The sequence below is a fragment of the Pseudomonas sp. UBA6699 genome (assembly GCF_002454615.1).
Taxonomy (GTDB): Bacteria; Pseudomonadota; Gammaproteobacteria; order Pseudomonadales; family Pseudomonadaceae; genus Aquipseudomonas; species Aquipseudomonas juntendi.
Window position 1 is genome coordinate 13,787 of the sequence record NZ_DKJF01000081.1, and the last position, 24,568, is coordinate 38,354.

17 protein-coding genes are annotated in these 24,568 nt (G+C 63.7%); 2 read left to right on the plus strand and 15 right to left on the minus strand.

Features of this window, described 5'->3' with window-relative positions:
- Positions 1-4: 4 nt before the first annotated feature.
- From B3361_RS16105 to pilM, 12 genes are all read right to left on the minus strand, one after another.
- The gene (locus B3361_RS16105) at positions 5-517 is read right to left on the minus strand and encodes a cytochrome b (RefSeq protein WP_054904619.1); all 513 of its coding nucleotides are present in this window, start codon (positions 515-517) and stop codon (positions 5-7) included.
- 51 nt (positions 518-568) lie between these two features.
- Positions 569-2,032, minus strand: coding sequence for an N-acetylglucosamine-binding protein GbpA (gene gbpA / locus B3361_RS16110; protein WP_286920271.1), 1,464 nt, complete (start codon positions 2,030-2,032; stop codon positions 569-571).
- A 197-nt stretch (positions 2,033-2,229) separates the two neighbouring features.
- Positions 2,230-3,294 carry a uroporphyrinogen decarboxylase gene (gene hemE, locus B3361_RS16115; RefSeq protein ID WP_054904621.1) on the minus strand — a complete coding sequence of 355 codons (1,065 nt, stop codon included), beginning with the start codon at positions 3,292-3,294 and terminating at the stop codon, positions 2,230-2,232.
- A gap of 194 nt (positions 3,295-3,488) precedes the next feature.
- Positions 3,489-4,907 carry an FAD-dependent oxidoreductase gene (locus B3361_RS16120; protein WP_009684959.1) on the minus strand — a complete coding sequence of 473 codons (1,419 nt, stop codon included), beginning with the start codon at positions 4,905-4,907 and terminating at the stop codon, positions 3,489-3,491.
- 123 nt (positions 4,908-5,030) lie between these two features.
- Positions 5,031-9,476 (minus strand): glutamate synthase large subunit, encoded by a 4,446-nt coding sequence (gene gltB, locus B3361_RS16125; RefSeq protein ID WP_054904622.1) that lies wholly within the window; start codon positions 9,474-9,476, stop codon positions 5,031-5,033.
- 373 nt (positions 9,477-9,849) lie between these two features.
- Complete coding sequence (locus B3361_RS16130; protein WP_054904623.1) at positions 9,850-11,439, minus strand: SPOR domain-containing protein; 1,590 nt, start codon at positions 11,437-11,439, stop codon at positions 9,850-9,852.
- 15 nt (positions 11,440-11,454) lie between these two features.
- Complete coding sequence (aroB, locus tag B3361_RS16135) at positions 11,455-12,552, minus strand: 3-dehydroquinate synthase (RefSeq protein WP_054904624.1); 1,098 nt, start codon at positions 12,550-12,552, stop codon at positions 11,455-11,457.
- A 97-nt stretch (positions 12,553-12,649) separates the two neighbouring features.
- On the minus strand, positions 12,650-13,168 hold the full coding sequence (gene aroK, locus B3361_RS16140) for a shikimate kinase AroK (protein ID WP_009684951.1): 519 nt from the start codon (positions 13,166-13,168) through the stop codon (positions 12,650-12,652).
- Positions 13,169-13,172: 4 nt separating this feature from the next.
- Positions 13,173-14,441, minus strand: a complete 1,269-nt coding sequence (locus B3361_RS16145) for a type IV pilus secretin PilQ (protein ID WP_054904625.1) — start codon at positions 14,439-14,441, stop codon at positions 13,173-13,175.
- A complete protein-coding gene (locus B3361_RS16150) occupies positions 14,365-15,363 on the minus strand; it encodes a pilus assembly protein PilP (protein ID WP_054904648.1) in 999 nt (332 codons plus the stop codon). The genes B3361_RS16145 and B3361_RS16150 overlap by 77 nt, the downstream gene beginning before the upstream one ends.
- Before the next feature lie 11 nt (positions 15,364-15,374).
- Positions 15,375-15,911, minus strand: a complete 537-nt coding sequence (locus B3361_RS16155; RefSeq protein WP_054904626.1) for a PilN domain-containing protein — start codon at positions 15,909-15,911, stop codon at positions 15,375-15,377.
- The gene (pilM, locus tag B3361_RS16160) at positions 15,908-16,789 is read right to left on the minus strand and encodes a type IV pilus biogenesis protein PilM (protein WP_054904627.1); all 882 of its coding nucleotides are present in this window, start codon (positions 16,787-16,789) and stop codon (positions 15,908-15,910) included. The genes B3361_RS16155 and pilM overlap by 4 nt, the downstream gene beginning before the upstream one ends.
- A 178-nt stretch (positions 16,790-16,967) precedes the next feature.
- Here pilM and B3361_RS16165 point away from each other — a divergent pair, with 178 nt between their 5' ends.
- Positions 16,968-19,421: a penicillin-binding protein 1A gene (locus B3361_RS16165; RefSeq protein ID WP_054904628.1), complete on the plus strand. Its 2,454-nt coding sequence runs from the start codon at positions 16,968-16,970 to the stop codon at positions 19,419-19,421.
- Positions 19,422-19,585: 164 nt separating this feature from the next.
- Here the strand turns inward: B3361_RS16165 and B3361_RS16170 are convergent, their stop codons facing one another.
- The 3 genes from B3361_RS16170 to rpmE form a co-directional block, all read right to left on the minus strand.
- Positions 19,586-20,854, minus strand: a complete 1,269-nt coding sequence (locus B3361_RS16170; RefSeq protein WP_009684943.1) for a malic enzyme-like NAD(P)-binding protein — start codon at positions 20,852-20,854, stop codon at positions 19,586-19,588.
- Positions 20,855-21,032: 178 nt separating this feature from the next.
- Complete coding sequence (locus B3361_RS16175) at positions 21,033-21,854, minus strand: thermonuclease family protein (RefSeq protein WP_054904629.1); 822 nt, start codon at positions 21,852-21,854, stop codon at positions 21,033-21,035.
- A gap of 2 nt (positions 21,855-21,856) precedes the next feature.
- A complete protein-coding gene (rpmE, locus tag B3361_RS16180; protein WP_009684941.1) occupies positions 21,857-22,072 on the minus strand; it encodes a 50S ribosomal protein L31 in 216 nt (71 codons plus the stop codon).
- A 167-nt stretch (positions 22,073-22,239) separates the two neighbouring features.
- Here rpmE and B3361_RS16185 point away from each other — a divergent pair, with 167 nt between their 5' ends.
- Positions 22,240-24,459 carry a primosomal protein N' gene (locus B3361_RS16185; protein WP_286920272.1) on the plus strand — a complete coding sequence of 740 codons (2,220 nt, stop codon included), beginning with the start codon at positions 22,240-22,242 and terminating at the stop codon, positions 24,457-24,459.
- The last annotated feature ends 109 nt before the right edge of the window (positions 24,460-24,568 follow it).

The window sequence follows — 24,568 nt, forward strand, 5'->3', positions numbered from 1 at the left end:
CGAATCAGGGCAGCATGCGCCGCAGTACACGGCGCCCGGCCAGCTCATGCAGCACCACGGCAGCAATGTGCGCCGACACGCCCAGGGCCAGCAGCAGGCACGCGCAGATGTGGACCTTGAACCACAGGCCGTGCCAGAACGGTTCGCTCAACAGCGGCGCGAGGGTGAACCAGCCGAACACGTCGATGGGCCGGTCCATCATCAATACGCCGGACAGCAGCACGATCGCGGTGGTCCAGTACAAACCTTCATGGACAAGATGGGCGATCCGCTCGCCCCTGGCTGCACCCTCCAGGCTGCCGGGTTTGAACAGGGTCCGCCGCAGCAGCCAGCGCAGCAGGAATATCGGGATGAACAGGGTGGTCAAGGCCACGTTGACGAACGCAACCAAGTGAAACGTGGTCGGGGTGACGTTCAGGTGCGCCACGTAGAAGCCGCTGAGCAGTACCCAAATGATGACCAAGGCAGAGACCCAGTGCAGGAGGATCTGCTGCCAGGCATATTTTCGTGCTTGCATAAACAGTACTCGAAGGGCCTGGCCCCCCGTCGAGGGGCCAGGTGTGCTGCATTACTTCTCGGTCCAGGCCATGTTCCAGTGAGAGCCGGTACCTGGCTCGAACTGGGCGGCATTGGCGGAGTACTGCACGCAGTAACCCGAGTTCGGGAAGGGCTGGCACTCGTAGACCTTGCCATTCTTGGGCTGCAGTACCTTGGTGCCGGCCAGGTAGCTGGACAGCGACTCCGGGAAGACAAAGTCGTACGAGCCGTCACCCGACGCCTTGAGCTGGACCGTGCGCTCATCCTGCAGCAGCTCGCGCTCGCGCTTGTCCACGCCGACGACCTTGAGGGTGTGCTCACCTGGCACGCTGGCGACGTTCAAGGCGAACGGCGCGCTGCCGTTGACCAGTTGCCGTGCGTAGGCGACCTGCTTGTTGCTGGCGTCGAACAGCCGCGCCGATACGGTCAAGGCCTTGTTGGTCATGACGGTAAAGTCCACGCTACTCTGGCCATCAGCGATGGTGTACTCAGGTTTGACATCATGCAGGTGCAGGGTGGCGGGCTCACCGGCAGCGGCCTTGAAGTCGAGGATGTAGTTGGTCAGGCCACTTTCGGCTTTGGCGAAGATGCTGTTGGAGCCCTGGACAGGCTCGATGTTGCCGTCGGCATCCATTTGCCCGGCACGGACCAGCGTCTGGGTTTCGTTGATCTGCCTGGCGAGCTTGTAAGCCCAGTTGGCAGCGATACCTTCTTCGGCGTTGTCAATGGTGACGCTCACATGGTGCGACGGACGCTCGCCATTGGCATCGAATGCGCGGGCCGTCACCTGGTCGCCCACTTCAAGGTCTCGGCTGGCGCTGATCTCGGCCAGGCGCGGCCATTCGGGCGCAGGCCCGCCGTCCAGTTGAATATCGACGTCAGCCACGCTATGGAAGGCCTTGTCGGTATCCCCCACTTTCCAGACACCCAGGATCACGTGCTGGCCTGCACGGTCGGCTGGCAAGGTGCAGCTATGCTTGGGGTTGGTGCCAGTGCCGCTGGCAGGCACCTGGTTGTTGCCATCGACTACACAGAACGGCGCGTCGTCGAACGAGGCGCGGCTCAGTGCGGTATTGGGGTTCCAGTCGGCTTTGGTGATGAAGTATTCCCACGTGGTTACCGGGTGCGGCGCCTGGTAATGCCAGTCGAACTGAATGTTCCGGTCAACGATGGGGGTCAGATGCCAGCGGTTGGCCGACTGCTCGTCGAGGGCACCGAAATCGCCACGGACACCACCGCTGGCAATTTTCCCATCAACAGGGCCGGCCGCCGGGAAACGCCCAATGGCCTCACCGACCGGCCACGGTTCGTACTGAGCGCCGCCACAGTTGCTGTTCAGGTTCTTGTGGTTGGCATGGCACAGCGCTGCACGTGAAGGCGGGTCAGCCAGATGGCCGTGTGCCTGGGCAACCTGAACCTGCAAACCTGCACCTGCGATAGCCATCCACACACCGGTGGCAACAACGCTTCTGCGCAGGGTTTTTGTTTTATTCATCACGAACTCCGAAGGTTGAATGCAAAAGGGCACATTCACGCGCGGCGAATGTGCCCTCTGCTCAAGGGAGGTCGGACATTAGAAGAAACATCTGTGCCTATATGTAGGAATACGGCTGAACGTTCGGCACATTTTCGGAAATGCACGGCAGCGGCAGGCACAGGCTCCCCAAACCCTGGTTCGGGGAGCCTGGAAACTCAAACGTGGTATTGCGCCGACAGCTCGTGCACCGCGTTGATGAACACGCCTGCGTGCTCCGGGTCGACTTCCGGGGTGATGCCGTGGCCCAGGTTGAACACGTGGCCGTTGCCGTGGCCGTAGCTGGCCAGGATGCGCGCCACTTCCTGGCGGATGGCCTCTGGCTTGGCGTACAGCACGGTCGGGTCCATGTTGCCCTGCAAGGCCACCTTGTCGCCCACACGGCGACGGGCGTCGCCAATGTCACAGGTCCAGTCCAGGCCCAGGGCATCGGCACCGGCCTCGGCGATGCTTTCAAGCCACAGGCCACCGTTCTTGGTGAACAGGATGACCGGCACCTTGCGCCCTTCATGCTCGCGGATCAGGCCGCTGACGATCTTGCGCATGTAGGCGAGGGAGAACTCCTGGTAGGCCGCCGCTGACAGGTTGCCGCCCCAGGTGTCGAAGATCTGCACGGCCTGGGCACCGGCAAGGATCTGCCCGTTGAGGTAGCTGGTCACCGACTGGGCCAACTTGTCCAGCAGCAGGTGCAGCGCTTGCGGGTTGTCATAGGCCATGGCCTTGGTCTTGCGGAAGTCCTTCGACGAACCGCCTTCGACCATGTAGGTGGCCAGGGTCCAGGGGCTACCGGAAAAACCGATGAGCGGAACGCGGCCGTTAAGTTCGCGGCGGATGGTGCTGACCGCATCCATCACGTAGCCCAGGTCTTTTTGCGGGTCGGGAACCGGCAGGGCTTCGATATCGGCCGGGGTACTGACGACCTTCCTGAAACGCGGGCCTTCGCCGGTTTCGAAGTACAGGCCCAGGCCCATGGCATCGGGGATGGTGAGGATGTCGGAGAACAGGATCGCCGCGTCCAGCGGGTAGCGGTCCAGCGGCTGCAAGGTAACCTCGCAGGCGAACTGCGGGTTCATGCACAGGCTCATGAAATCGCCTGCCTTGGCACGGCTGGCGCGATACTCCGGCAGGTAGCGCCCGGCCTGGCGCATCATCCACACCGGGGTGACGTCTACGGGTTGCTTGAGCAGTGCACGCAGGAAACGATCGTTCTTCAGGGCAGTCATGTCGGCATCCGGAAAAATAGTGCGGGCATTTTCTCAGACGCCAGCGCAAAAGGCACGGCCATGGCCATGCGTTTTGTCTATTGGATGCCACAGATCAAGCGTTTTTGTATACAAAAGCTTCGCGGGCACGCCCGCTCCCACAGGTTCTGCGCCGAACCCCGTGGCAGCGGGCGTGCCCGCGAACAGGTCGAGAATCAGACTTCCAGGTAGTCCAGGATACCCTCAGCAGCAGTGCGCCCTTCGAAGATCGCCGTCACCACCAGGTCCGAACCGCGCACCATGTCGCCACCGGCAAACACTTTCGGGTTGCTGGTCTGGTGCTTGAACTTGCCCTTCTCCGGCGCCACCACACGGCCCTGGCTGTCCAGCTGGATGTCATGCTGCTCGAACCACGGCGCCGGGCTTGGGCGGAAGCCAAAGGCGATCACCACAGCATCGGCCGGCAGGATTTCCTCGGAACCCGGAATCGGCTCGGGGCTGCGACGGCCACGGGCATCCGGCTCGCCCAGGCGGGTTTCGACCACCTTCACACCCTCGACCTTGTCCTCGCCGACAATGGCGATGGGTTGGCGGTTGTAGAGGAACTTCACGCCTTCTTCCTTGGCGTTCTTCACCTCTTTGCGCGAACCCGGCATGTTGGCTTCGTCACGGCGATAGGCGCAGGTCACCGCCTTGGCACCCTGGCGGATCGAGGTACGGTTGCAGTCCATGGCAGTGTCGCCACCGCCCAGCACCACAACCTTCTTGCCCTGCATGTCGATGAAGTCTTCAGGCGACTTCTCGAAGCCCAGGTTGCGGTTGACGTTGGCAATCAGGAAGTCCAGCGCGTCATGCACGCCCGGCAGGTCCTCACCCGGGAAGCCACCCTTCATGTAGGTGTAGGTACCCATGCCCATGAACACTGCGTCGTACTCGGCGAGCAGTTGTTCCATGGTCACGTCCTTGCCCACCTCGGTATTGAGGCGGAACTCGATACCCATGCCGGTGAACACTTCGCGGCGGTTGCTGAGCACGCTCTTTTCCAGCTTGAACTCGGGAATACCGAAGGTCAGCAGGCCACCGATTTCCGGGTTCTTGTCGAATACCACCGGGGTCACCCCGGCGCGCACCAGCACGTCGGCGCAGCCCAGGCCAGCAGGGCCGGCGCCAATGATGGCGACGCGCTTGCCGGTAGGCTTGACCTTGGACATGTCCGGGCGCCAGCCCATGGCAAAGGCGGTATCGGTGATGTACTTCTCCACCGAGCCGATGGTCACCGCGCCAAAGCCGTCGTTCAGGGTGCAGGCACCCTCGCACAGGCGGTCTTGCGGGCACACCCGGCCGCACACTTCGGGCAGGGTGTTGGTCTGGTGCGACAGCTCCGCCGCCGCCAGGATGTTGCCTTCGGAAACCAGCTTCAACCAGTTGGGGATGAAGTTGTGCACCGGGCACTTCCACTCGCAGTACGGGTTACCGCAGCCCAGGCAACGGTGCGCCTGCTCCACGGACTGCTGCGGCTTGAACGGCTCGTAGATTTCCACGAACTCTTTCTTGCGCTGGCGCAGCAGCTTTTTCTTCGGGTCCTTGCGGCCCACTTCGATGAACTGGAAGTCGTTGTTCAGACGTTCAGCCATTTTTCAAAACCTCTTTACAGCAGCTGCAAGCTACACGCTGCAAACTGCAAGACGATCACTTAAGCCGGGCAAACCTCGTGCTGCTTCTGCGTGCAGCTTGAGGCTTGCCACTTGCAGCTGTTGTTACTGCGGGTTGGCGCGAGTGCTGGACAGCAGTTGCTTCAGGTTGGCTGCCTTGGGCTTGACCAGCCAGAAGCGCCGCACATAGTCGTCCAGGTTCTCCGAGAGCTCACGCCCCCACTCGCTGCCGGTCTCCTCCACATACTCGGCAAGGACCCGCGCCAGATGGCTGCGGTAAGCTTCCATGGCTTCCCCACTGATACGCTGGATTTCCACCAGCTCGTGGTTGAGCTTGTCGACGAAGCTGTTGTCCATGTCGAGCACGTAGGCGAAGCCGCCAGTCATGCCAGAACCGAAGTTGTAACCGGTGTTGCCCAGCACGCAGACAAAGCCGCCGGTCATGTATTCACAGCAGTGATCGCCGGTACCCTCGACAACAGCGTGGGCGCCGGAGTTACGGACAGCGAAGCGCTCGCCGGCAGTACCGGCGGCAAACAGTTTGCCGCCAGTGGCACCGTACAGGCACGTGTTGCCGAGGATGGCGCTGTCCTGGGTGGCGAACGGGCTGCCAGCAGGCGGCACGATGGTGAGCTTGCCACCGGTCATGCCCTTGCCGACGTAGTCGTTGGCGTCGCCTTCCAGGTGCAGGTTCAGGCCACCGGCGTTCCACACACCGAAGCTCTGGCCTGCGGTCCCTTTGAAACGGAACGTGATCGGCGCCGTGGCCATGCCCTGGTTGCCGTGCAGGCGGGCGATCTCGCCCGATACACGCGCGCCGATGGAACGGTCGCAGTTGCAGATGTCGAGGCTGAACTCGCCACCGGCCTGGTCACGAATGGCCGGCATGGCCATTTCCACCATCTTCTCGGCCAGGTGGCCTTCGTCGAACGGCGGGTTCCTGTCGACTTCGCAGAACTGTGGCTTGTCTGCCGGAATGTGCGAGCTGCCCAGCAGCGGCGACAGGTCCAGGTACCGCTGACGCTCGGTGTCGCCTGGCAGCACGTCGAGCAGGTCGGTACGGCCGATCAGTTCGCCGAGGCTGCGCACGCCCAGCTTGGCCAGCCACTCACGGGTTTCTTCGGCGACGAAGGTGAAGAAATTGATCACCATGTCGACGGTGCCGATGTAGTGGTCCTTGCGCAGCTTGTCATTCTGCGTGGCTACGCCGGTCGCGCAGTTGTTCAGGTGGCAGATGCGCAGGTACTTGCAGCCCAGGGCGATCATGGGCGCGGTGCCAAAGCCGAAGCTTTCGGCGCCGAGGATGGCAGCCTTGATCACGTCCAGGCCGGTTTTCAGGCCACCGTCGGTCTGTACCCGCACCTTGCCGCGCAGGTCGTTGCCGCGCAGGGTCTGGTGGGTTTCGGCCAGGCCCAGTTCCCACGGGGCGCCGGCGTACTTGATCGAGGTCAGCGGCGACGCACCGGTACCACCGTCATAGCCGGAAATGGTGATCAGGTCGGCATAAGCCTTGGCCACACCGGCGGCAATGGTGCCCACGCCGGCCTCTGCCACCAGCTTGACCGACACCAGGGCCTGCGGGTTGACCTGCTTGAGGTCGTAGATCAGCTGGGCCAGGTCTTCGATCGAGTAAATGTCGTGGTGCGGTGGCGGCGAGATCAGGGTCACGCCCGGTACCGCATAGCGCAGCTTGGCGATCAGGCCATTGACCTTGCCACCTGGCAGCTGGCCGCCCTCGCCGGGCTTGGCGCCCTGGGCCACCTTGATCTGCAGCACTTCGGCGTTCACCAGGTATTCCGGGGTCACACCAAAGCGGCCGGTGGCCACCTGCTTGATCTTCGAGCTGCGGATGGTGCCGTAGCGCGACGGGTCTTCGCCACCCTCACCGGAGTTGGACCGCGCGCCCAGGCGGTTCATCGCCTCGGCCAAGGCTTCGTGCGCTTCCGGCGACAGGGCGCCAAGGGAAATACCGGCGGAGTCGAAGCGCTTGAGGATGGCCTCCAGCGGCTCGACCTGTTCCAGCGCCAACGGCTGGTCGGCTACCTTGACCTTCAGCAGGTCGCGGATCATCGACACCGGGCGCTGGTCGACCAGCGTGGTGTATTCCTTGAACTTGGCGTAGTCACCCTGCTGCACTGCAGCCTGCAGCGTGTTGACCACGTCCGGGTTGTAGGCGTGGTACTCGCCACCGTGCACGAACTTCAGCAGGCCGCCTTGCTGGATCGGCTTGCGCGCGCTCCAGGCTTCGGCTGCCAGCAGCTTCTGGTCGCTTTCCAGGTCTTCGAAGCGTGCACCCTTGATGCGGCTGGACACCCCCTTGAAGCTCAGGCCGACCACTTCTTCGGACAGGCCGATGGCTTCGAACAGCTGCGCACCCCGGTACGAGGCGATGGTGGAGATACCCATCTTCGACAGGATCTTCAGCAAGCCCTTGGAAATGCCTTTGCGGTAGTACTTGAACACCTCGTCCAGGTCGCCCAGCACTTCACCGGTACGAATCAGGTCGGCGAGCACTTCGTAGGACAGGTACGGGTAGACGGCCGAGGCGCCGAAGCCAAGCAGCACGGCGAAGTGATGCGGGTCGCGGGCTGTGGCGGTTTCCACCAGGATGTTGCTGTCGCAACGCAGGCCCTGCTCGGTCAGGCGGTGGTGTACGGCACCCACGGCCAGCGAAGCATGCACAGGCAGCTTGCCCGGGGCAATGTAGCGGTCGCTCAGCACCAGCTGGGTCTTGCCCGCGCGCACGGCTTCTTCAGCCTGGTCGGCAATGTTGCGGATCGCCGCTTCCAGGCCGACGCTCTGCTCATAGTTGAGGTCGATCAGCTGACGCTCGAAGCCTTCACGCTCCAGGTTCATCAGCGAACGCCACTTGGCCGGGGAAATGACTGGCGAGCTGAGGATCACCCGCGAGGCGTGCTCCGGGGACTCCTGGAAGATGTTGCGCTCAGCGCCGAGGCAGATTTCCAGCGACATCACGATCGCTTCGCGCAGCGGGTCGATCGGTGGGTTGGTCACCTGGGCGAACTGTTGGCGGAAGAAGTCGTATGGCGAACGCACACGTTGCGACAGCACAGCCATCGGCGTGTCGTCACCCATCGAGCCAACGGCCTCCTGGCCCTGCTCACCCAACGGGCGCAGCACCTGGTCACGCTCTTCGAAGGTGACCTGGAACATTTTCATGTATTGCTTGAGCTGGTCAGCGTCGTAGCTGGCCACGCCCTGGTCGTCGGTCAGCGTCGCCTGGATACGCGTGGCGTGCTGACGCAGCCAACGCTTGTACGGGTGGCGCGACTTCAGGCGGTCGTCGATGGCATCGGTATCGAGGATCTGCCCGGTTTCGGTGTCCACGGCAAGGATCTGGCCCGGGCCCACGCGGCCCTTGGCCAATACTTCCTCAGGCTGGTAGCCCCACACGCCGATTTCAGAGGCGATGGTGATGTAGCCATTGGTGGTGGTCACCCAGCGCGCCGGGCGCAGGCCGTTACGGTCGAGCAGGCACACCGCGTGGCGGCCTTCGGTCATGACGATACCGGCCGGACCGTCCCACGGCTCCATGTGCATGGAGTTGTATTCGTAGAACGCGCGCAGGTCGGCGTCCATGGTCTCGACGTTCTGCCAGGCTGGCGGTACCAGCATGCGCACGCCGCGGAACAGGTCGATACCGCCGGTGACCATCAGCTCCAGCATGTTGTCCATGCTCGAGGAGTCCGAACCGACGCGGTTGACCAGCGGGCCAAGCTCTGCGAGGTCGGGGATCAGGTCGTTGGCGAACTTGGTGCGACGGGCCATGGCCCAGTTGCGGTTACCGGTAATGGTGTTGATCTCGCCGTTGTGGGCGAGGAAGCGGAACGGCTGCGCCAGCGGCCACTTCGGCAGGGTGTTGGTCGAGAAGCGCTGGTGGAACACGCAAATCGCCGTTTGCAGGCGCTCGTCACCCAGGTCCGGGTAGAACGCCGCGAGATCGCGCGGCATCATCAGGCCTTTGTAGATGATGGTCTTGTGCGAGAAGCTGCAGATGTAGTGGTCGGCGTCATCGGCGTTGGCAACCGACGAACGGCGCCGGGCGCTGAACAGCTTGATGGCGAATTCCTGGTCGCTCAGGCCCTCACCGCCGATGAACACCTGCTCGATCTGCGGCAGGCGCTCCATGGCCAGGCGGCCGAGAACGCTGGTGTCGATCGGCACCTTGCGCCAGCCAACCAGCTTCAGCCCGGCAGCGATGATCTCGCGATCCATGTTGGCACGTGCAGCTTCGGCTTTGACCGGGTCCTGGTTGAAGAACACCATGCCAACGGCGTACTGCTTGGGCAACTCGACGGCAAAATGCTCCTGGGCCATGGCGCGCAGGAACTGATCGGGCTTCTGAATCAGCAGACCGCAACCGTCACCGGTCTTGCCGTCGGCGTTGATGCCACCGCGGTGGGTCATGCAAGTCAGTGCCTGCATGGCGGTTTGCAGAAGGTGGTGGCTCGCCTCGCCCGTCATATGGGCGATCAGGCCAAAACCACAGTTGTCCTTGAATTCTTCGGGATGGTACAGACCTGTTTTCATAGACACATTCTCACCAGGTTCACCTCTCAACGGAGGCAAATCTCTTTTTTAACAACCACTTACCATCCACGCCGATCAAACGCCAGCTTTTTTGCGGTGGCCATGGAAAACCATTGTTGCACAGCGACAGCGATGCTCACAAATTTTCATGTCTCACCATTGAAAATTTATGTCGCCATTTTGAATGTTTTTGCGTCATGCGCCGTGATAGGCGCTTGACTTGAGTCTGAAGCGTTTCAGCCATGACTGCAACTCGGGGCTTGTGGCCGGCAGTCTGGGACAGAAAAGCCTGCCGCGCTCGGGCGCAGCAGGCTAGTCGAAAGCTAGAATTCGCTTAGCAACAGGGCAGCGGGGTGGTGCCGCCCGGCAGGTATCAGCGGGCCGAGGCCAGCTCTTGTTGGACGCTGGCGACGGTACGTGGCCAAGGTTTACCAGCCTGGACCTTCGCTGGCAAGTTCTTGATTGCCGCAACCGCGGCATCGCGGCTGGCGAAACTGCCGTAAGTGACCACATACAGCGGCTTGCCTTGCAGGTCTTTCTTGAAGTAGCGATAGTCGCCACCCTGGGCTTTCACGTACGCCTGCGCCGAGGCCTCGGAGCTGGTGCCAAGGATTTGCACCACGTAATTGCCCGGTTTCTGGCCGGCGTACCAGCTGCTGTTGCCAGTGCCGCCAGCGGCTGGTTTTTCAGCAGGCTTGGCGGCCGGCTTGGCCACGGCGACCTGGGTCGGTGCCGGGGCCGGCTTGGCCGTCGCAACCGGCTTGGCAGGCTGGGTTGCGACCGGTTTTTGCGCAGGCGCAACCTGCTGCACGGGTTGCGCAGGCGTCGGCGCGGGGCCCGCCGCTACGCCTTGCGGCGGGGCGATGGTGGTCACGGTCGGCGGCGGGTTGCCAGGCTGCAGGGCGGTATCGCCAGCCGGGCTGCCTTCTTCCCCCTCACCCATGCCTGCGGCCTGGGCCAGCGGCTCGCGCATCACCGGCTGCGACTGGCCTCCCAGTGGCAGCGGCACCGGCTGGGACGAGCCAGAGAACTCGATGTTGGCGCCCTGCTTGCCGTCGCCAAGCGGTAACTGAGCCTGGGCAGCCGGTGCGTCGGCCGGCGCTTTTTCGCCCTTCTTGGGCATCAACACGGCAGCTGCAACGGCAACCACGACCACGGCAGACAACGCGAGCACATGTTTTTTTGGCATCTTGAACCCCATGGATGGTCGCTTGGCCGTCGTCCGGCTGGCGATCATGGCTTCGATCAAAGTGTCACGGGCGACCTGGTTGATGTTGCCAGGCCAGCCGTCGGAGTTTTCATGGATATCGACGATCTGTTCACGGCTGAACACCTCGATGCCCCGGCCTGCGCCTGCCAGGCGCTGCTCCAGGTATTCGCGGGTTTCCTCTTCACTGTAGGGGGCCAGCTCGATGATGTGGAAGCGTTCTTCCTCGACATTGAGCTCGTCCAGCCCTGCAATCAGCGAGGGCTCACCAAACAGGAACACGTGCGGACGCCCTTCCGGCACCCCCGCCGCCAATTCCAGCAACGCTTGGAGTGCCGACTCGTCGAGTTGTTCCGCATCGTCCACCAGCAAGTACACTTCCTGCCCGGTGAGTGCCAGTTGCACCACCTTGGACAGGATCGCCTGCATCTCCGGCTGGGCCACGTCCAGGTTCTGCGCGACCTGGCCCAATACACTGGCAGCATCGCTGGCACCACGGGCGGACACCACGACGCTCTGCACCGCCTGCTTGTTGGTGCTGGCCACCAGCGCCTGGCGCAGCAGGGTCTTGCCGCTACCCTGCGGGCCGGTGACGACCAGCATCAGTTGGCTGTAGCGAGCCAGGTGGTGCAGCTGGCCGAGCACAGGCTTGCGCTGGGCAGGGAAAAACTTGAAGCCGGGCACCCGCGGTGCGAACGGATCGTGGCTCAACTGGTAATGGTCGAGAAAGGCCTCATCGGCATGCAAACTGGTCATTGCGCTGTCACAACCTCAAAGCTGGGCCACGATCGCGCGGTAATCCGCCGACAGCGTGGCCTGTAGAATCTCTTTCGGATAGTCGTCGGTGACCACGGCCTCGCCCATCTGGCGCAGCAGCACCAGACGCAGACGCCCGTCGAGCACCTTCTTGTCGACCGCCATGTGCTCCATGAAATGCGCCGGGGTCATTTCCTGTGGTGGCACCACCGGCAAACCTGCGTCCTGCAACAGGCGGATTCCGCGATCGCGCTCGGCCTGGTCGAGCCAGCCAAGGCGCATGGACATTTCCAGGGCCATGACCGTGCCCGCCGCCACGGCTTCGCCGTGCAGCCACACGCCATAGCCCATGTGGGTTTCGATGGCATGCCCGAAGGTATGCCCCAGGTTCAGCGTGGCCCGCACGCCAGACTCGCGTTCGTCGGCGCCCACCACTGCGGCCTTGGCCGCACACGAGCGGCGAATGGCTTCGGTCAGGGCTGCCGAGTCGAGGGTACGCAGGGCCTGCATATTGTCTTCGAGCCAGGCGAGGAAGGGCTTGTCACAGATCAGCCCATACTTGATCACTTCGGCCAGGCCTGCCGAAAGCTCGCGCGCCGGCAGGGTCTTCAGGCTGGTGGTATCGATCAGCACCGCGTTGGGCTGGTAGAAGGCGCCGACCATGTTCTTGCCCAGCGGGTGGTTGATGCCGGTCTTGCCGCCTACCGAGGAATCGACCTGGGACAACAGGGTGGTCGGCACCTGGATGAAGTCCACACCCCGCTGATAGCAGGCAGCGGCAAAGCCGGCCATGTCACCGACCACCCCGCCGCCCAGGGCGACAACGGTGGTACGGCGGTCATGCCGCGCCGTCAGCAGGCCATCGAAGATCAGTTGCAGGGTTTCCCAGTTCTTGTGGGCTTCGCCATCGGGCAGTACCACTGGCAGCACCGAGTAGGCCCCCAGGGTCTTGGCCAGGCGGTCGAGATACAGCGGCGCGACGGTCTCGTTGGAGACGATGGCAACCTGCCGGCCGGCAATGTGCGGCGCGAGCAGCTCGGGCTGGTCCAACAGGCCTTCGCCAATGTAGATCGGGTAGCTACGCTCGCCCAGGTCGACCTTCAGTGTCTGCATGTATCCCCACAATGTTCTTGGGCGCGGTGCCGTTCTGGCGACCTGCGCGGTAACGTTGAACCTCGCCTCGGCGCTGGTGGCCGAGAATAGTCCCGGGTTAACGGGGCGGCAACTGCTGCAAGCGCTCGAGGATGTCGATCACCACCATGCGTGGTGGCCGCTCGTCGGTTTCTACGACCAGGTCGGCGATCTCGCGGTAGAGCGGGTCGCGGGTTTCCAGCAGGTTCCGCAAGGTGGCCTCGGGGTTGGCGGTGCGCAGCAGCGGGCGATTGCGGTCGCGCGCCGTGCGGCCGACCTGCTGTTCGACCGAGGCGTGCAGGTAGATTACCCGGCCGCCTTGGTGCAGCGCCTGGCGGTTGGCTTCGCGCATGACGGCACCGCCACCGGTAGCCAGGACCACGCCGTCGAGGCCACACAGCTCGGCAATCATCGCTTGCTCGCGATCACGGAAACCCGGCTCGCCTTCCTTGTCGAAAATCCACGGGATGTTGGCGCCGCAACGCAGTTCGATTTCCTTGTCGGAATCCTTGAACAGCAGGCGCAGCTCTTTGGCCAATAGGCGGCCGATGGTGCTTTTACCAGCACCCATGGGCCCCACAAGTATCAAATTTCGCACAGAATCAACGACTCACAGCAATCGCCTGGTCACTCATGATACGCGGAGTCAGGAAGACCAGCAGCTCGGATTTTTTCTCTTGTAATGCATCGCGTCGAAACAGCCGCCCAACATACGGCAGATCACCCAAAAATGGCACCTTGTCGACCACATTGTTTTGCGAAGTCGAGTACACGCCGCCAATCACGATCGTTTCGCCGTCGGCCACGCGAACCTTGGCATTCACCTCGTTCTTGCGGATCGGCGGCACGTCGTTCAAGGCATTGACGTAATCCGGTTCGTCCTTGGTCACCCTGACAGCCATGATTACCTTGTTGTCCGGGGTAATTTGCGGGGTCACCTCCAACGACAGCGAGGCCTCGCGGAACGACACCGAGGTAGCGCCGCTCTTGGTGGTTTCCTGGTAGGGCACCTCGGTGCCCTTGAGGATCCTGGCCGTTTCCTTGTCGGCCGTGACCACCTTGGGTTGCGAAATGATCTCGCCATTGCCGCTTTTTTCCATGGCGCTGAGCTCGAGGTCCAGCAGCACATCCCCGCGCAGCAGGCCAAGGCCGATGCTGCTGCCAGCCCGCTCGACACCCAGGTCGACGAACAGCGACTTGCCCGGCAGCGGGTTGTCGCCATACAAAGGGCCGCCCCAGCGCACCCCAAGGGCTTTCTCGTAATCGACGTTGGCCTCGACGATGCGCGCCTCGATCGCCACCTGGCGCACCGGCACATCCAGCTGCGCCACCAGTTGCCGCAGCTCATCGAGGCGTTCGGCCGGCAGGTAGGCCACCAGGGTATTGGTGCGCTCATCGACACTCAGGCTGCCCCACCCGGCGAGCAGGCTTTCGTCGGCCAGGCTGGTCTTGAGCAGTTCCGCAAGTTCGGCAGCCTTGGCATGGTGAACAGGCAACAGCTCCCGGCGCATGGGCTGCAACTGCGCCTCCAGCACCTGCCCCGCACGCGCTTCGGCAGTTTGCGCAGCCAGCGTGGCCGCCGGTGCCACCAGCAGCACATTACCCTCCTGGCGCCGGGCGAGGCTTTTGCTGCGCAAGACCAGGTCCAGCGCCTGATCCCACGGCACATCCTGCAAGCGCAGGGTGACATTGCCCTGCACCTCGTCGCTGGCGACCAGGTTGACGCCGGCATAGTCGGCGAGCACCTGCAAAACCGAGCGAATCTCGACATCCTGAAAGTGCAGCGACAGCGGCTCACCCTGGTAAGGCGTCGCGGTCGCCAGAGGCATGGGCAGCAGGGCCGCCAGCAGGTAGATCATCCTCGTTCTCATTCTGATCCGGGGCCTCCTTGCCCAGGCGTTTTGCGAGGGTGATGAACGCCGTGCGTTCATGCCACACCCCCGCCATGAACAACCGTTCGCGCACTTCGACCTGGCGCGGGCCGATGTGCATCACTATCCCTTGATCACGCCCTACCCGGTCCCCAAGGCGGACGCGGTAGAGCCTGCCGGCCGCCCGCAGCAGCGCTTGATGTTCCTGCCCACGCGTCAGGCTGCCGACCATTTCCAACTGGGCCAGGGGCGCGCGGGTCAAACCACCCGACAGGTGCGTTGCCAACGCGGCGAACGGATCCATGGCCGGTGCTCGCGTTGCCGGCCTGGCAGGCAGCCGCGCAAGCATGGCGACTGCCGCCCCGGCAACCGGCGCGTGATAGGCATCGACCCGCAGTTGCAAACGCAGCAGGCCTGGTTCGCCACCGCCGGCTGCCAGGCGCATGCTGCGACCGTGCATGACACGCGCCTGCCCCAACCACTCTTCCAGCCAGCCCCGCAAGGCTGGGTAGCTGCCCACCACCTGCAACTCCAGTGGCACTACGCTGAAGCCCTGCCGCTGCTGCTGCTCGTGCACATCGAGGCGCTCGACGAGCAGGCCGTGCTCGCGCCCCGAACCCGACAGACGGTCTAGCAGGTCGCTCATGCTTTCGCCGGCAGCCAGCTGCCATAGTGCCTTTTGCAAGCGCTGCCCATCGCTCGCCAGCTGTGCCCGCACCCCCTGCAACTCGGCAATCTGCGCCTGCGTGGCAGCCTGCTGCCGGCTCAGCTCGGCGTGCTTGCCCTCTTCTTCACCCTGCTGCTGCAACATGCCCGGCAGGCGAATCGCGCAGCCCAGGCCGAACAGCAGCACCGCCAGTGCCACAGGTGCCAGCCGCCGGAAGCGGCTGGAGCGCTCGGCTGCGCCAAGCCATGCGAGCAGTTGCACCTTGGTCACGACCAGAACGCCGCCACGCGCGCAGCCAGCAAGAATTCATCGCCGCCTGGCTGGCTCTTGATGTGTTTGAGCTCCAGGTCCAGCAGCACGCCGGAACGCTCCAGGTCGCGCATGAACTGGGCCAGTACGGCGCCGGAGGTGGCGAGCCCGCTCAACTCCATGCGGCCGTTTTCCAGGCTGAGGCCCAGCAGCTGCATGCCCAATGGCAGTGCCCTTTCGAGGTCGGCGAATACGCCAGGCAGAACCCCCTGCTGAGCCTGCAGGCCCTCCAGCACCGCCAGGCGGCCGAGCAGTGCGGCATGCTGGGCACGCACATCAGCCAGTGGCTGAGCCTCCAGGCCCAGGGTTTCCAGGGCTGCCTGGCGCTGGGTGTTGGCCAACGCTTGTTGCTGACCGCGCTGGCGTGCCTGTTGGTCGACCAGCGTCACGGCGCACAATGCCAGCAATGCGCCAGCCACCAGATGGCTGCGAAACCGGCGCATGGCCGCCTGGCGCTGGCGTTCGCGCCACGGCAGAAGGTTCAGCCGCATCATGGTCGCGCCCCTGCAAGGGCCAGGGCACTCGCCAGCAGCATCGGCCCATCGACCTGGGCAAGCCCGGCCAGCGCAGGCAGTTCTTGGCACGGCAGCGCCAGGCTTTGGCCCAGGGCCTGCAGCCAGCCTGGCTGCAGCGGTGAGCAGTTGCTGACCCACAACCTGGCAGGTAAAAGCCCTTCGGCGAGCAGCGCAGGCAGCCGCTCGGGCAGTTGCGCGGCCATATCCCCGTCAGCTGCCCGCAGCTCCCGACGCTGCAGCGCCCCGCCAGGCGCCCAGGCATGAACAGTCGCCCGGTGGGGTTCGATACGCAGCAACGCCGCCCCAGCCTGCTCACCCGCAGGCAGCATGCGGCGCAGGGCAATGCTGTCGACCTCGACCGCCTCCAGTTGCAGCCCCGCCTCCTGCACCAGCGCCTCGAGGGGTGCCAGTGCACTCTGCCGACACGCTGCAACCAGCACCTCGCTGCAGGCTGGCTGAACACCTGAAGCCCCCAGAACCTGGAAGTCCAGGGCCAGGTCTTCCAGCGGGAACGGAAACAACCGTTCGGCATCCGCCAGCAACTGCGCCTCCAGTTGCTCCTCACTGGGCCCCACTGGCAGGTGACACAACTTGCAGATGACCTGGCTGGCGGGCAGCGCCAGAGCCAGCCGCCGCTCGCCGAGGCCGCTGCGCCGATGAGCGCGCTGCAATGCCGCCGAGACCTGCTCGGGCGCTGCTGCCCAGTCATTGCCTGCCCCGAGCTGCAGCGGCTCATGGGCCCAACCCAGCACCCGCCAGCCGCGTTTGCGCTGTTGCAGTTGCACCAGATGAATGGCGTGAGCGGTAATTTCCACCCCTACCAGTGAACCGGCATCCTTGCCGAAGCGTCCAAGCATTGCGAATTCCTTGCTGTATGTCGCGCCCCCGCGGCAACACTGGGCCGGGGCCACCCGCCAGGGCGACGGGCTGCCTGGCCGGTGGCCCGGAAAGGCGAAAAAATGCGTATAATGCCCAGCGTTTTTTGGTCCGCCGGACCTGCGTGCAATCCACTTTCAACCTGGACACCGAAAAGCCTTGATACGTCTGCTGAAGTTCTTCTGGTGGTCTTCCGTCGCAGTCATTTGCGCGCTCGTACTCGGTGTGAGCGGTGCGTTTCTGTATCTTAGTCCCAACCTGCCCTCGGTCGATTCGCTCAGAAGCATCCAGTTGCAGATCCCCCTCAAGGTGTACAGCAGCGATGGCAAGCTGATTGCCGAATTTGGCGAAATGCGCCGTTCGCCGATCCGTTTCGCAGACATTCCCCCACAGTTCATTCAGGCATTGCTGTCAGCCGAGGACGACAATTTCCTCAACCACTACGGCGTGGACCCCAGCAGCCTGATGCGCGCGGCCACCCAGTTGGTGAAAACCGGGCACATTCAGACCGGCGGCAGCACCATCACCATGCAGGTGGCCAAGAACTTCTTCCTGACCAGCGAGCGCAGCTTCTCGCGCAAGACCAACGAAATTCTGTTGGCCCTGCAGATCGAGCGGGAGCTGACCAAGGACGAGATTCTTGAGCTGTACGTGAACAAGATCTACCTCGGCAACCGCGCCTACGGTATCGACGCCGCGGCCCAGGTCTACTACGGCAAGTCGATCCGTGACGTGAGCCTGGCACAGATGGCGATGATCGCCGGCCTGCCCAAGGCGCCCTCGCGCTTCAACCCACTGGCCAACCCGGTGCGCGCCAAAGAGCGCCGCGACTGGATCCTGGGCCGCATGTACAAGCTGGGCAAGATTGACCAGGCCAGCTACCAGGCCGCCCTGGACGAGCCACTCAACGCCAGCTACCACGTGCCGACGCCCGAGGTGAATGCACCGTACGTCGCGGAAATGGCTCGCGCGGAAATGGTTGGCCGCTACGGCAGCGACGCTTACACCGAAGGCTTCCGCGTTACCACCACCGTGCCCAGTGACATGCAGGAAATGGCCAACAAGGCCATCCTCAATGGCCTGTCCGATTATGACGAGCGCCACGGCTACCGCGGCCCTGAAGCCCGCTTCCCGGGGCGCACCGAGGCTGCCTGGCGCCAGGAACTGGGCAAGCAACGCACCTTGGGCGGGCTGGAGCCCGGCATCGTCACCCGGGTCGAAAAAACCGGCCTTGCAGTGCTGACCCGTGACGGCCAGCAGGTGCATGTGCCCTGGGACACCATGAAATGGGCGCGCCCGTTCATCAACAGCAACGCCCAGGGCCGCACCCCGCAGTCGCCCGCCGATGTCGCCCAGGTCGGTGACCTGGTGCGCCTGCAACGCCTGGACGATGGCACCTTCAAGTTCAGCCAGGTGCCGGGGGCACAGAGTGCACTGGTCACCCTCGACCCCAACAGCGGCGCCATCCGCGCCTTGGTCGGCGGTTTCTCGTTCGAGCAGAGCAACTACAACCGGGCGATGCAGGCCAAACGCCAACCGGGCTCAAGCTTCAAGCCGTTCATCTACAGTGCTGCACTGGACAGTGGCTATACCGCCGCCAGCCTGGTCAACGACGCGCCGATCGTATTCGTCGACGAATCGGTCGATAAGGTGTGGCGACCGAAGAACGATACCAACACGTTCCTCGGCCCGATCCGCATGCGCGAAGCGCTGTACAAGTCGCGCAACCTGGTTTCGATCCGCTTGCTGCAGGCCATGGGCGTGGACCGCACCATCGACTACATCGCCAAGTTCGGCTTCAACAAGCAGGACCTGCCGCGCAACCTGTCGCTGGCCCTGGGTACCGCCACCCTGACGCCGATGGAAATCGCTACAGGCTGGAGCACCTTTGCCAACGGTGGCTACAAGATTGCCCCCTACCTGATCGACCGTATCGAGAGCCGCAGTGGCGAAACGCTGTTCACCGCCAACCCGGCTCGCGTACCCCAAGGTACTGAAGACCAGGCCGGCCTGGCCGCCCCCGAGCAGCCGATCAGCACCGCCAGCATGCCCGGCGAGGCACCGGCGGCCCCCGGCCAAACCCCTGCGGCAGCGCAGCCACCAGCGGTTGCCGAGCGCATCATCGACGGGCGTACCACCTATATTCTCACCAGCATGCTGCAGGACGTGATCAAGCGCGGCACCGGCCGCCGGGCGCTGGCTTTGGGCCGCACCGACCTGGCAGGCAAGACCGGTACCACCAACGAGTCCAAGGACGCCTGGTTCTCTGGCTACAACGCCGACTACGTGACCACCGTGTGGGTTGGCTTCGACCAGCCGGAAACCCTGGGCCACCGGGAGTACGGCGGCACGGCGGCGCTGCCGATCTGGATGAGCTTCATGGGTGCGGCACTCAAGAACAAGCCTGCACATGCGCCGGCCGAGCCAGAAGGCATTCTCAGCCTGCGCGTAGACCCCGTCAGCGGCCGGGCAGCTTCGCCGGGCACACCCAATGCCTACTTCGAGCTGTTCAAGGCCGAGGATTCGCCGCCATCGGTGGACGAACTGGGCAATGGGGCCGTGCCGGGCAGCCCATTGCCAGCGGATGAAGCGACGCCGATGGACCTGTTCTGAGGCAGGGCGCCCGATCCGGGGCAGGTGCACGGCGGCGTTCGACCCTACGGGCGCCGACACTGTCGGCCCCTGCCCCTCACCTCCCGGCCCCGACGCATTCCCACCGCGCATAAAAAAGCCCCGGCTCGAAAGAGCCGGGGCTTTTTACACCGCTACAACAGCAATCAGCCGTTGAACACGTCATCCACGCTCTTGAGCGGGTAGTGCTTTGGATACGGCAGGGTAGCAACGCCGGACTCGATGGCAGCCTTGGCCACGGCGTCGGAAACGACGGTGATCAGGCGGGCATCCAGGGGCTTCGGAATGATGTACTCACGGCCGAACTCCAGCGCTTGCACGCCGTAGGCATCGCACACTTCCTTAGGTACCGGCAGCTTGGCCAGGTCTTTCAGGGCGATGGCCGCAGCGATTTTCATTTCTTCGTTGATGCGCTTGGCGCGTACGTCCAGGGCACCACGGAAGATGAACGGGAAGCCCAGTACGTTGTTGACCTGGTTCGGGTAGTCCGAACGGCCGGTGGCCATGATCACGTCGCTGCGGGTGGCGTGAGCCAGCGCTGGCGAAATTTCCGGATCAGGGTTGGAGCAGGCGAACACGATCGGGTTGGCCGCCATCGACTTCAGGCCTTCTGCGCTCAGCAGGTTCGGGCCGGACAGGCCAACGAACACGTCGGCACCCTCCAGGGCGTCGGCCAGGGTGCGCTTGTCGGTCGCGTGGGCGAACTGGGCCTTGTACTGGTTCAGGTCGTCACGGCCAGCGTGGATTACGCCGCTGCGGTCGATCATGTAGATGTTCTCGACCTTGGCACCCATGCTCACCAGCAACTTCATGCAGGAGATGGCAGCTGCACCGGCACCCAGGCACACGATCTTGGCTTCTTCGAGCTTCTTGCCGGCGATTTCCAGGGCGTTGATCATGCCGGCCGCAGTAACGATGGCGGTACCGTGCTGGTCATCGTGGAACACCGGAATGTCGCACTGTTCGATCAGCGTGCGTTCGATCTCGAAGCACTCTGGCGCCTTGATATCTTCGAGGTTGATGCCACCGAAGGTGATCGAGATGCGGCGAACGGTGTCGATGAATGCTTGCGGGCTTTCCGATTCGACTTCGATGTCGAATACGTCGATACCTGCGAAACGCTTGAACAGAACGCCCTTGCCTTCCATGACCGGCTTGGAAGCCAGTGGGCCGAGGTCACCCAGACCGAGGATGGCAGTGCCATCGGAAATCACCGCAACCAGGTTGCCTTTGCCGGTGTATTTGTATGCCAGCTCTGGATCCCGGCCAATTTCACGCACCGGCTCGGCAACACCTGGGCTGTAGGCCAGGGCGAGGTCACGGGCAGTGGCAGTTGGCTTGGAAAGTTCGACGCTCAGTTTCCCCGGGCGAGGTTGAGCGTGATATTCGAGAGCGGCAGTTTTCAGGTCTGACATGGTGGGCATTCCGCTATTTACTGTTCTGACGGACCGCCGAGGATACGCAAAGAGCCGGGTAGTCACAAGACTGGTCGGTCACTTGTGTCAAGGCCTTTAGCCTACGACTTTCCGCTAAAACCCACGGGGGCATACGGCTAACAGTGTGTACAATCCAATAGCGAACTGTCTACATTTTTTAGCCAGAAGTACGCGCCAGCATGCTCGGGTCGGTCAGTGGCAATACCCAGCGCCGCTGCCCTGGCTTGAGGCCGCCCTTGCGGGAACGGTCCACCACCCAGCCACGCACCTCGACCTGGCGCCCTTTGAGGTTAGCGAAGAAACTGGCCGGGAAGTTGCGCTGCAGACGAGCGGAGACCTGCACCACCACGGCACGGTCAAGGTTCAACCAGACACCACCTCGGTTGCGTTCGATGCTCATGATTCGGCCACTGAGCACAGCAAAACCAGGCTGCCTGATGGCGTCTGCCGGCACCACGGGCGACTGCCGCCAAAGGCCGGCGCCGGCCTGGCGTGCGGCCTGCTCGGCGCGTTGCTGGCAGCCACTGAGGCGCACATTGGGGGCGACGGCCACCCGGTAGCCCAAGCCTTCACTGAGCAATTGTGCTTCGAGATTGTCGCCATTACGGCCATAAATGTGCGCCAGTGTGCGCCCATACTTGTCTTTGGCTTGCACACCGGGAACCAGCCCTACACGCCCGTCACTGGCCTTGACCAACGCCTGCAGGCGCCGCTTGGCAGCTTCGGCATAGGGCTCGCTGCTACGCCCCTTGCGACCGATCTCCGGGGTGTTGATGCCGATCAGCCGCACACTGCGGCCATCCACCAGACGCACGGTGTCGCCGTCGACCACCTGTCGCACCCGAACCTGCTCGGGTTTGACCGGCAGCGGGCAGAAGGCCAGGGCGGGCAAATGCCAGATCGCACCCACAAAAAAGGCGCCCACGAGGGGCGCCTTTTTCAGCAACAATGCGAAGCCCGAAGGACTCGCCATGCGCATGATTACTTCTTGGTACCGAACATACCGAAGCGGTCGGCGAACTTCTGTACGCGGCCACCGGTGTCCAGGACTTTCTGCTTACCGGTGTAGAACGGGTGGCACAGGTTGCAAACGTCGATCGACAGGGTGCTGCCCAGGGTCGAACGGGTTTCGAACTTGTTACCGCAGCTGCAGGTGACTGCAACAGCTTCGTAGTTCGGGTGGATACCTTCTTTCATGGTCACTTCCTCGAGCTGCGTGCCGCCACCCAACACCAATTGTTGAATACCGCACGTAATTAGGCGGCGAATAATACCAGAGCACACCGTCAGTGCAAGATGTCGCTTGCACCGACCGTCGTCTGCTAGGCTCGCCAGTTCTTGTAATGCCCTCCGAGACTTTCTGCGTGTCCGACGTCATCCTGCGCCTTGCCCTGCCCTCGCCGTTGCGGCGCCTGTTCGACTACAAGGCGCCAGCGAGCATGGCGCGCCAGGCCCTGGCCCCGGGCATGCGCATTCGCGTGCCATTTGGCCGCCGCGAAATGATCGGCGTACTGGTCGAAGTGTGCGCGCAGAGCGAGGTGCCCGCCGACAAGCTGAAGCCGGCCAGCGCCTTGCTCGACCCGGTCTCCCCGATTCCGCCTTCGCTGTTCAAGCTGTGCCTGTGGACCGCGCAGTACTACCAGCACAGCCTGGGTGACACCTTGAGCTGGGCCTTGCCCACGCTACTGCGCCAGGGCGAGCCCGCAGAAATGCGCCAGGAGCGCTTCTGGCACATTGCCCCCGACGCCCGCCTGGACGACCCGCGCATCGCCCGGGCACCGCGCCAGCGCGATGCCCTCAAGACCCTGGCGCAGCACCCGCACGGGGTGGCGCACAGCCTGCTGGCCAAGCTCAACCTGAACAAGGACAGCCTCGACCTGCTGCTGGCCAAGGAACTGGTGCAGATCGAAGTCCGCCGCCAGAAGCCGGGCTTGCGCCACGAACACTGGCTGGCACAGCCGGAGCTGCCGCTCAATGACGAGCAACGCGATGCCTTCGAGGCGGTGTGCGAGGGCTTCGGCGGTTTTGCGGCCTTCCTGCTGGCCGGCGTGACCGGCAGCGGCAAGACCGAGGTCTACCTGCAGCTGATCCGCGAAACCCTCGAGGCCGGCAAGCAGGCGCTGGTACTGATCCCGGAGATCAACCTCGGCCCGCAAACCCTGGCGCGCTTCGAGCAACGCTTCAACGCCCGGATTGCCTTGCTGCATTCGGCGGTGAACGACCGGGACCGCCTGGACGCCTGGCTGGCGGCACGCGATGGCGAAGCCGACATTATCATAGGCACCCGTTCAGCGCTGTTCACGCCCATGAAAAACCCTGGCCTGATCATCATCGACGAAGAACACGACGGTTCTTATAAACAGCAGGAGGGCCTGCGCTACCATGCCCGCGACCTGGCGCTGGTGCGGGCGCACCAGGAGAACATTCCGATCCTGCTCGGCTCCGCCACGCCCTCGCTGGAAACCTTGCACAACGCCCTCACCGGCCGCTACCGCCTGTTGCGCATGAATCAGCGCGCGGGCGGCGCACGCCCACCGCGCATGCTGCGCCTGGATGTCAAAAGCCTGCCGCTGGACAGTGGCATCAGCGGCCCGCTGCAGCAGGCCATCCGCCTGACACTGGAAGCCGGCCAGCAAGTGCTGGTGTTCCTCAACCGCCGCGGCTTCGCCCCTACGCTGCTGTGCCACGATTGCGGCTGGCTGTCGGAATGCCCGCGCTGCGACGCGCGCATGACCGTGCACCAGCGCTCCGGGGTGTTGCGCTGCCACCACTGCGGCTATGACGAACACCTGCCACACCAGTGCCCGCAGTGCGACCACGTCGACCTGCGCCCGGTCGGTGCGGGCACCGAACGCGCCGAAGAACGCCTGAAAGTGCTGTTCCCGGACTACCCGATTCTGCGTGTGGACCGCGACAGCACGGCGCGCAAGGACGCCATGCACCAGCTGTTCAGTACCATCCAGAAAGGCCAGCCGAGCATTCTTGTCGGTACCCAGATGCTTGCCAAAGGGCACCATTTCCCGCGGGTAACCCTGGTGGCCATCCTCGACGCCGACGGGGGGCTTTTCTCGGGCGACTTCCGCGCCAGCGAGCGCATGGCGCAACTGATCGTGCAGGTCGCCGGGCGTGCTGGGCGTGCCGAAGAACCGGGCAAGGTCATCATCCAGACCCACCTGGCCGATCACCCGCTGCTGGTGCAACTGACCGAACAAGGCTACTTCGCCTTTGCCGAACAGGCCCTGGACGAACGCCGTGCCGCCGGGCTGCCGCCCTACTCGCACCTGGCCTTGCTGCGCGCAGAAGCGCACAAGCCGGGGCAGGCTGAAGGTTTTCTGGACGAGGCCCGCGCCGCCGCCGAGCGCCTGGTCGCCGAACAGCGGCTGCCAGGCATCGAGCTGCTGGGCCCGGTTCCGGCCCCCATGGAGCGGCGCGCCGGGCGTTTCCGCGCGCAGTTGTTGATACAGGCCAACACCCGGGCGCCTTTGCATCGACTGATCAGTGCCTGGTTGCTAGTGTTGGAGCAGATGCCGAGCGGGCGCCAGGTCCGCTGGTCGCTGGATGTCGACCCGGTCGACCTTTATTGAGCTGCAAGCTGCAAGCTGCAAGCTGCAAGCTGCAAGCTGCAAGCTGCAAGCTGCAAGCTGCAAGCTGCAAGCTGCAAGCTGCAAGCTGCAAGCTGCAGATCGGAAGAGC

Coding starts and splice junctions, on each gene's coding strand:
- B3361_RS16120 (WP_009684959.1), bottom strand. CDS start 4,907: ATGGCTGAACGTCTGAACAACGACTTCCAGTTCATCGAAGTGGGCCGC.
- B3361_RS16170 (WP_009684943.1), bottom strand. CDS start 20,854: ATGTCAGACCTGAAAACTGCCGCTCTCGAATATCACGCTCAACCTCGC.
- B3361_RS16155 (WP_054904626.1), bottom strand. CDS start 15,911: ATGATGCGGCTGAACCTTCTGCCGTGGCGCGAACGCCAGCGCCAGGCG.
- gbpA (WP_286920271.1), bottom strand. CDS start 2,032: ATGAATAAAACAAAAACCCTGCGCAGAAGCGTTGTTGCCACCGGTGTG.
- B3361_RS16145 (WP_054904625.1), bottom strand. CDS start 14,441: ATGAGAACGAGGATGATCTACCTGCTGGCGGCCCTGCTGCCCATGCCT.
- rpmE (WP_009684941.1), bottom strand. CDS start 22,072: ATGAAAGAAGGTATCCACCCGAACTACGAAGCTGTTGCAGTCACCTGC.
- aroB (WP_054904624.1), bottom strand. CDS start 12,552: ATGCAGACACTGAAGGTCGACCTGGGCGAGCGTAGCTACCCGATCTAC.
- B3361_RS16175 (WP_054904629.1), bottom strand. CDS start 21,854: ATGCGCATGGCGAGTCCTTCGGGCTTCGCATTGTTGCTGAAAAAGGCG.
- pilM (WP_054904627.1), bottom strand. CDS start 16,789: ATGCTTGGACGCTTCGGCAAGGATGCCGGTTCACTGGTAGGGGTGGAA.
- B3361_RS16130 (WP_054904623.1), bottom strand. CDS start 11,439: ATGACCAGTTTGCATGCCGATGAGGCCTTTCTCGACCATTACCAGTTG.
- gltB (WP_054904622.1), bottom strand. CDS start 9,476: ATGAAAACAGGTCTGTACCATCCCGAAGAATTCAAGGACAACTGTGGT.
- B3361_RS16105 (WP_054904619.1), bottom strand. CDS start 517: ATGCAAGCACGAAAATATGCCTGGCAGCAGATCCTCCTGCACTGGGTC.
- hemE (WP_054904621.1), bottom strand. CDS start 3,294: ATGACTGCCCTGAAGAACGATCGTTTCCTGCGTGCACTGCTCAAGCAA.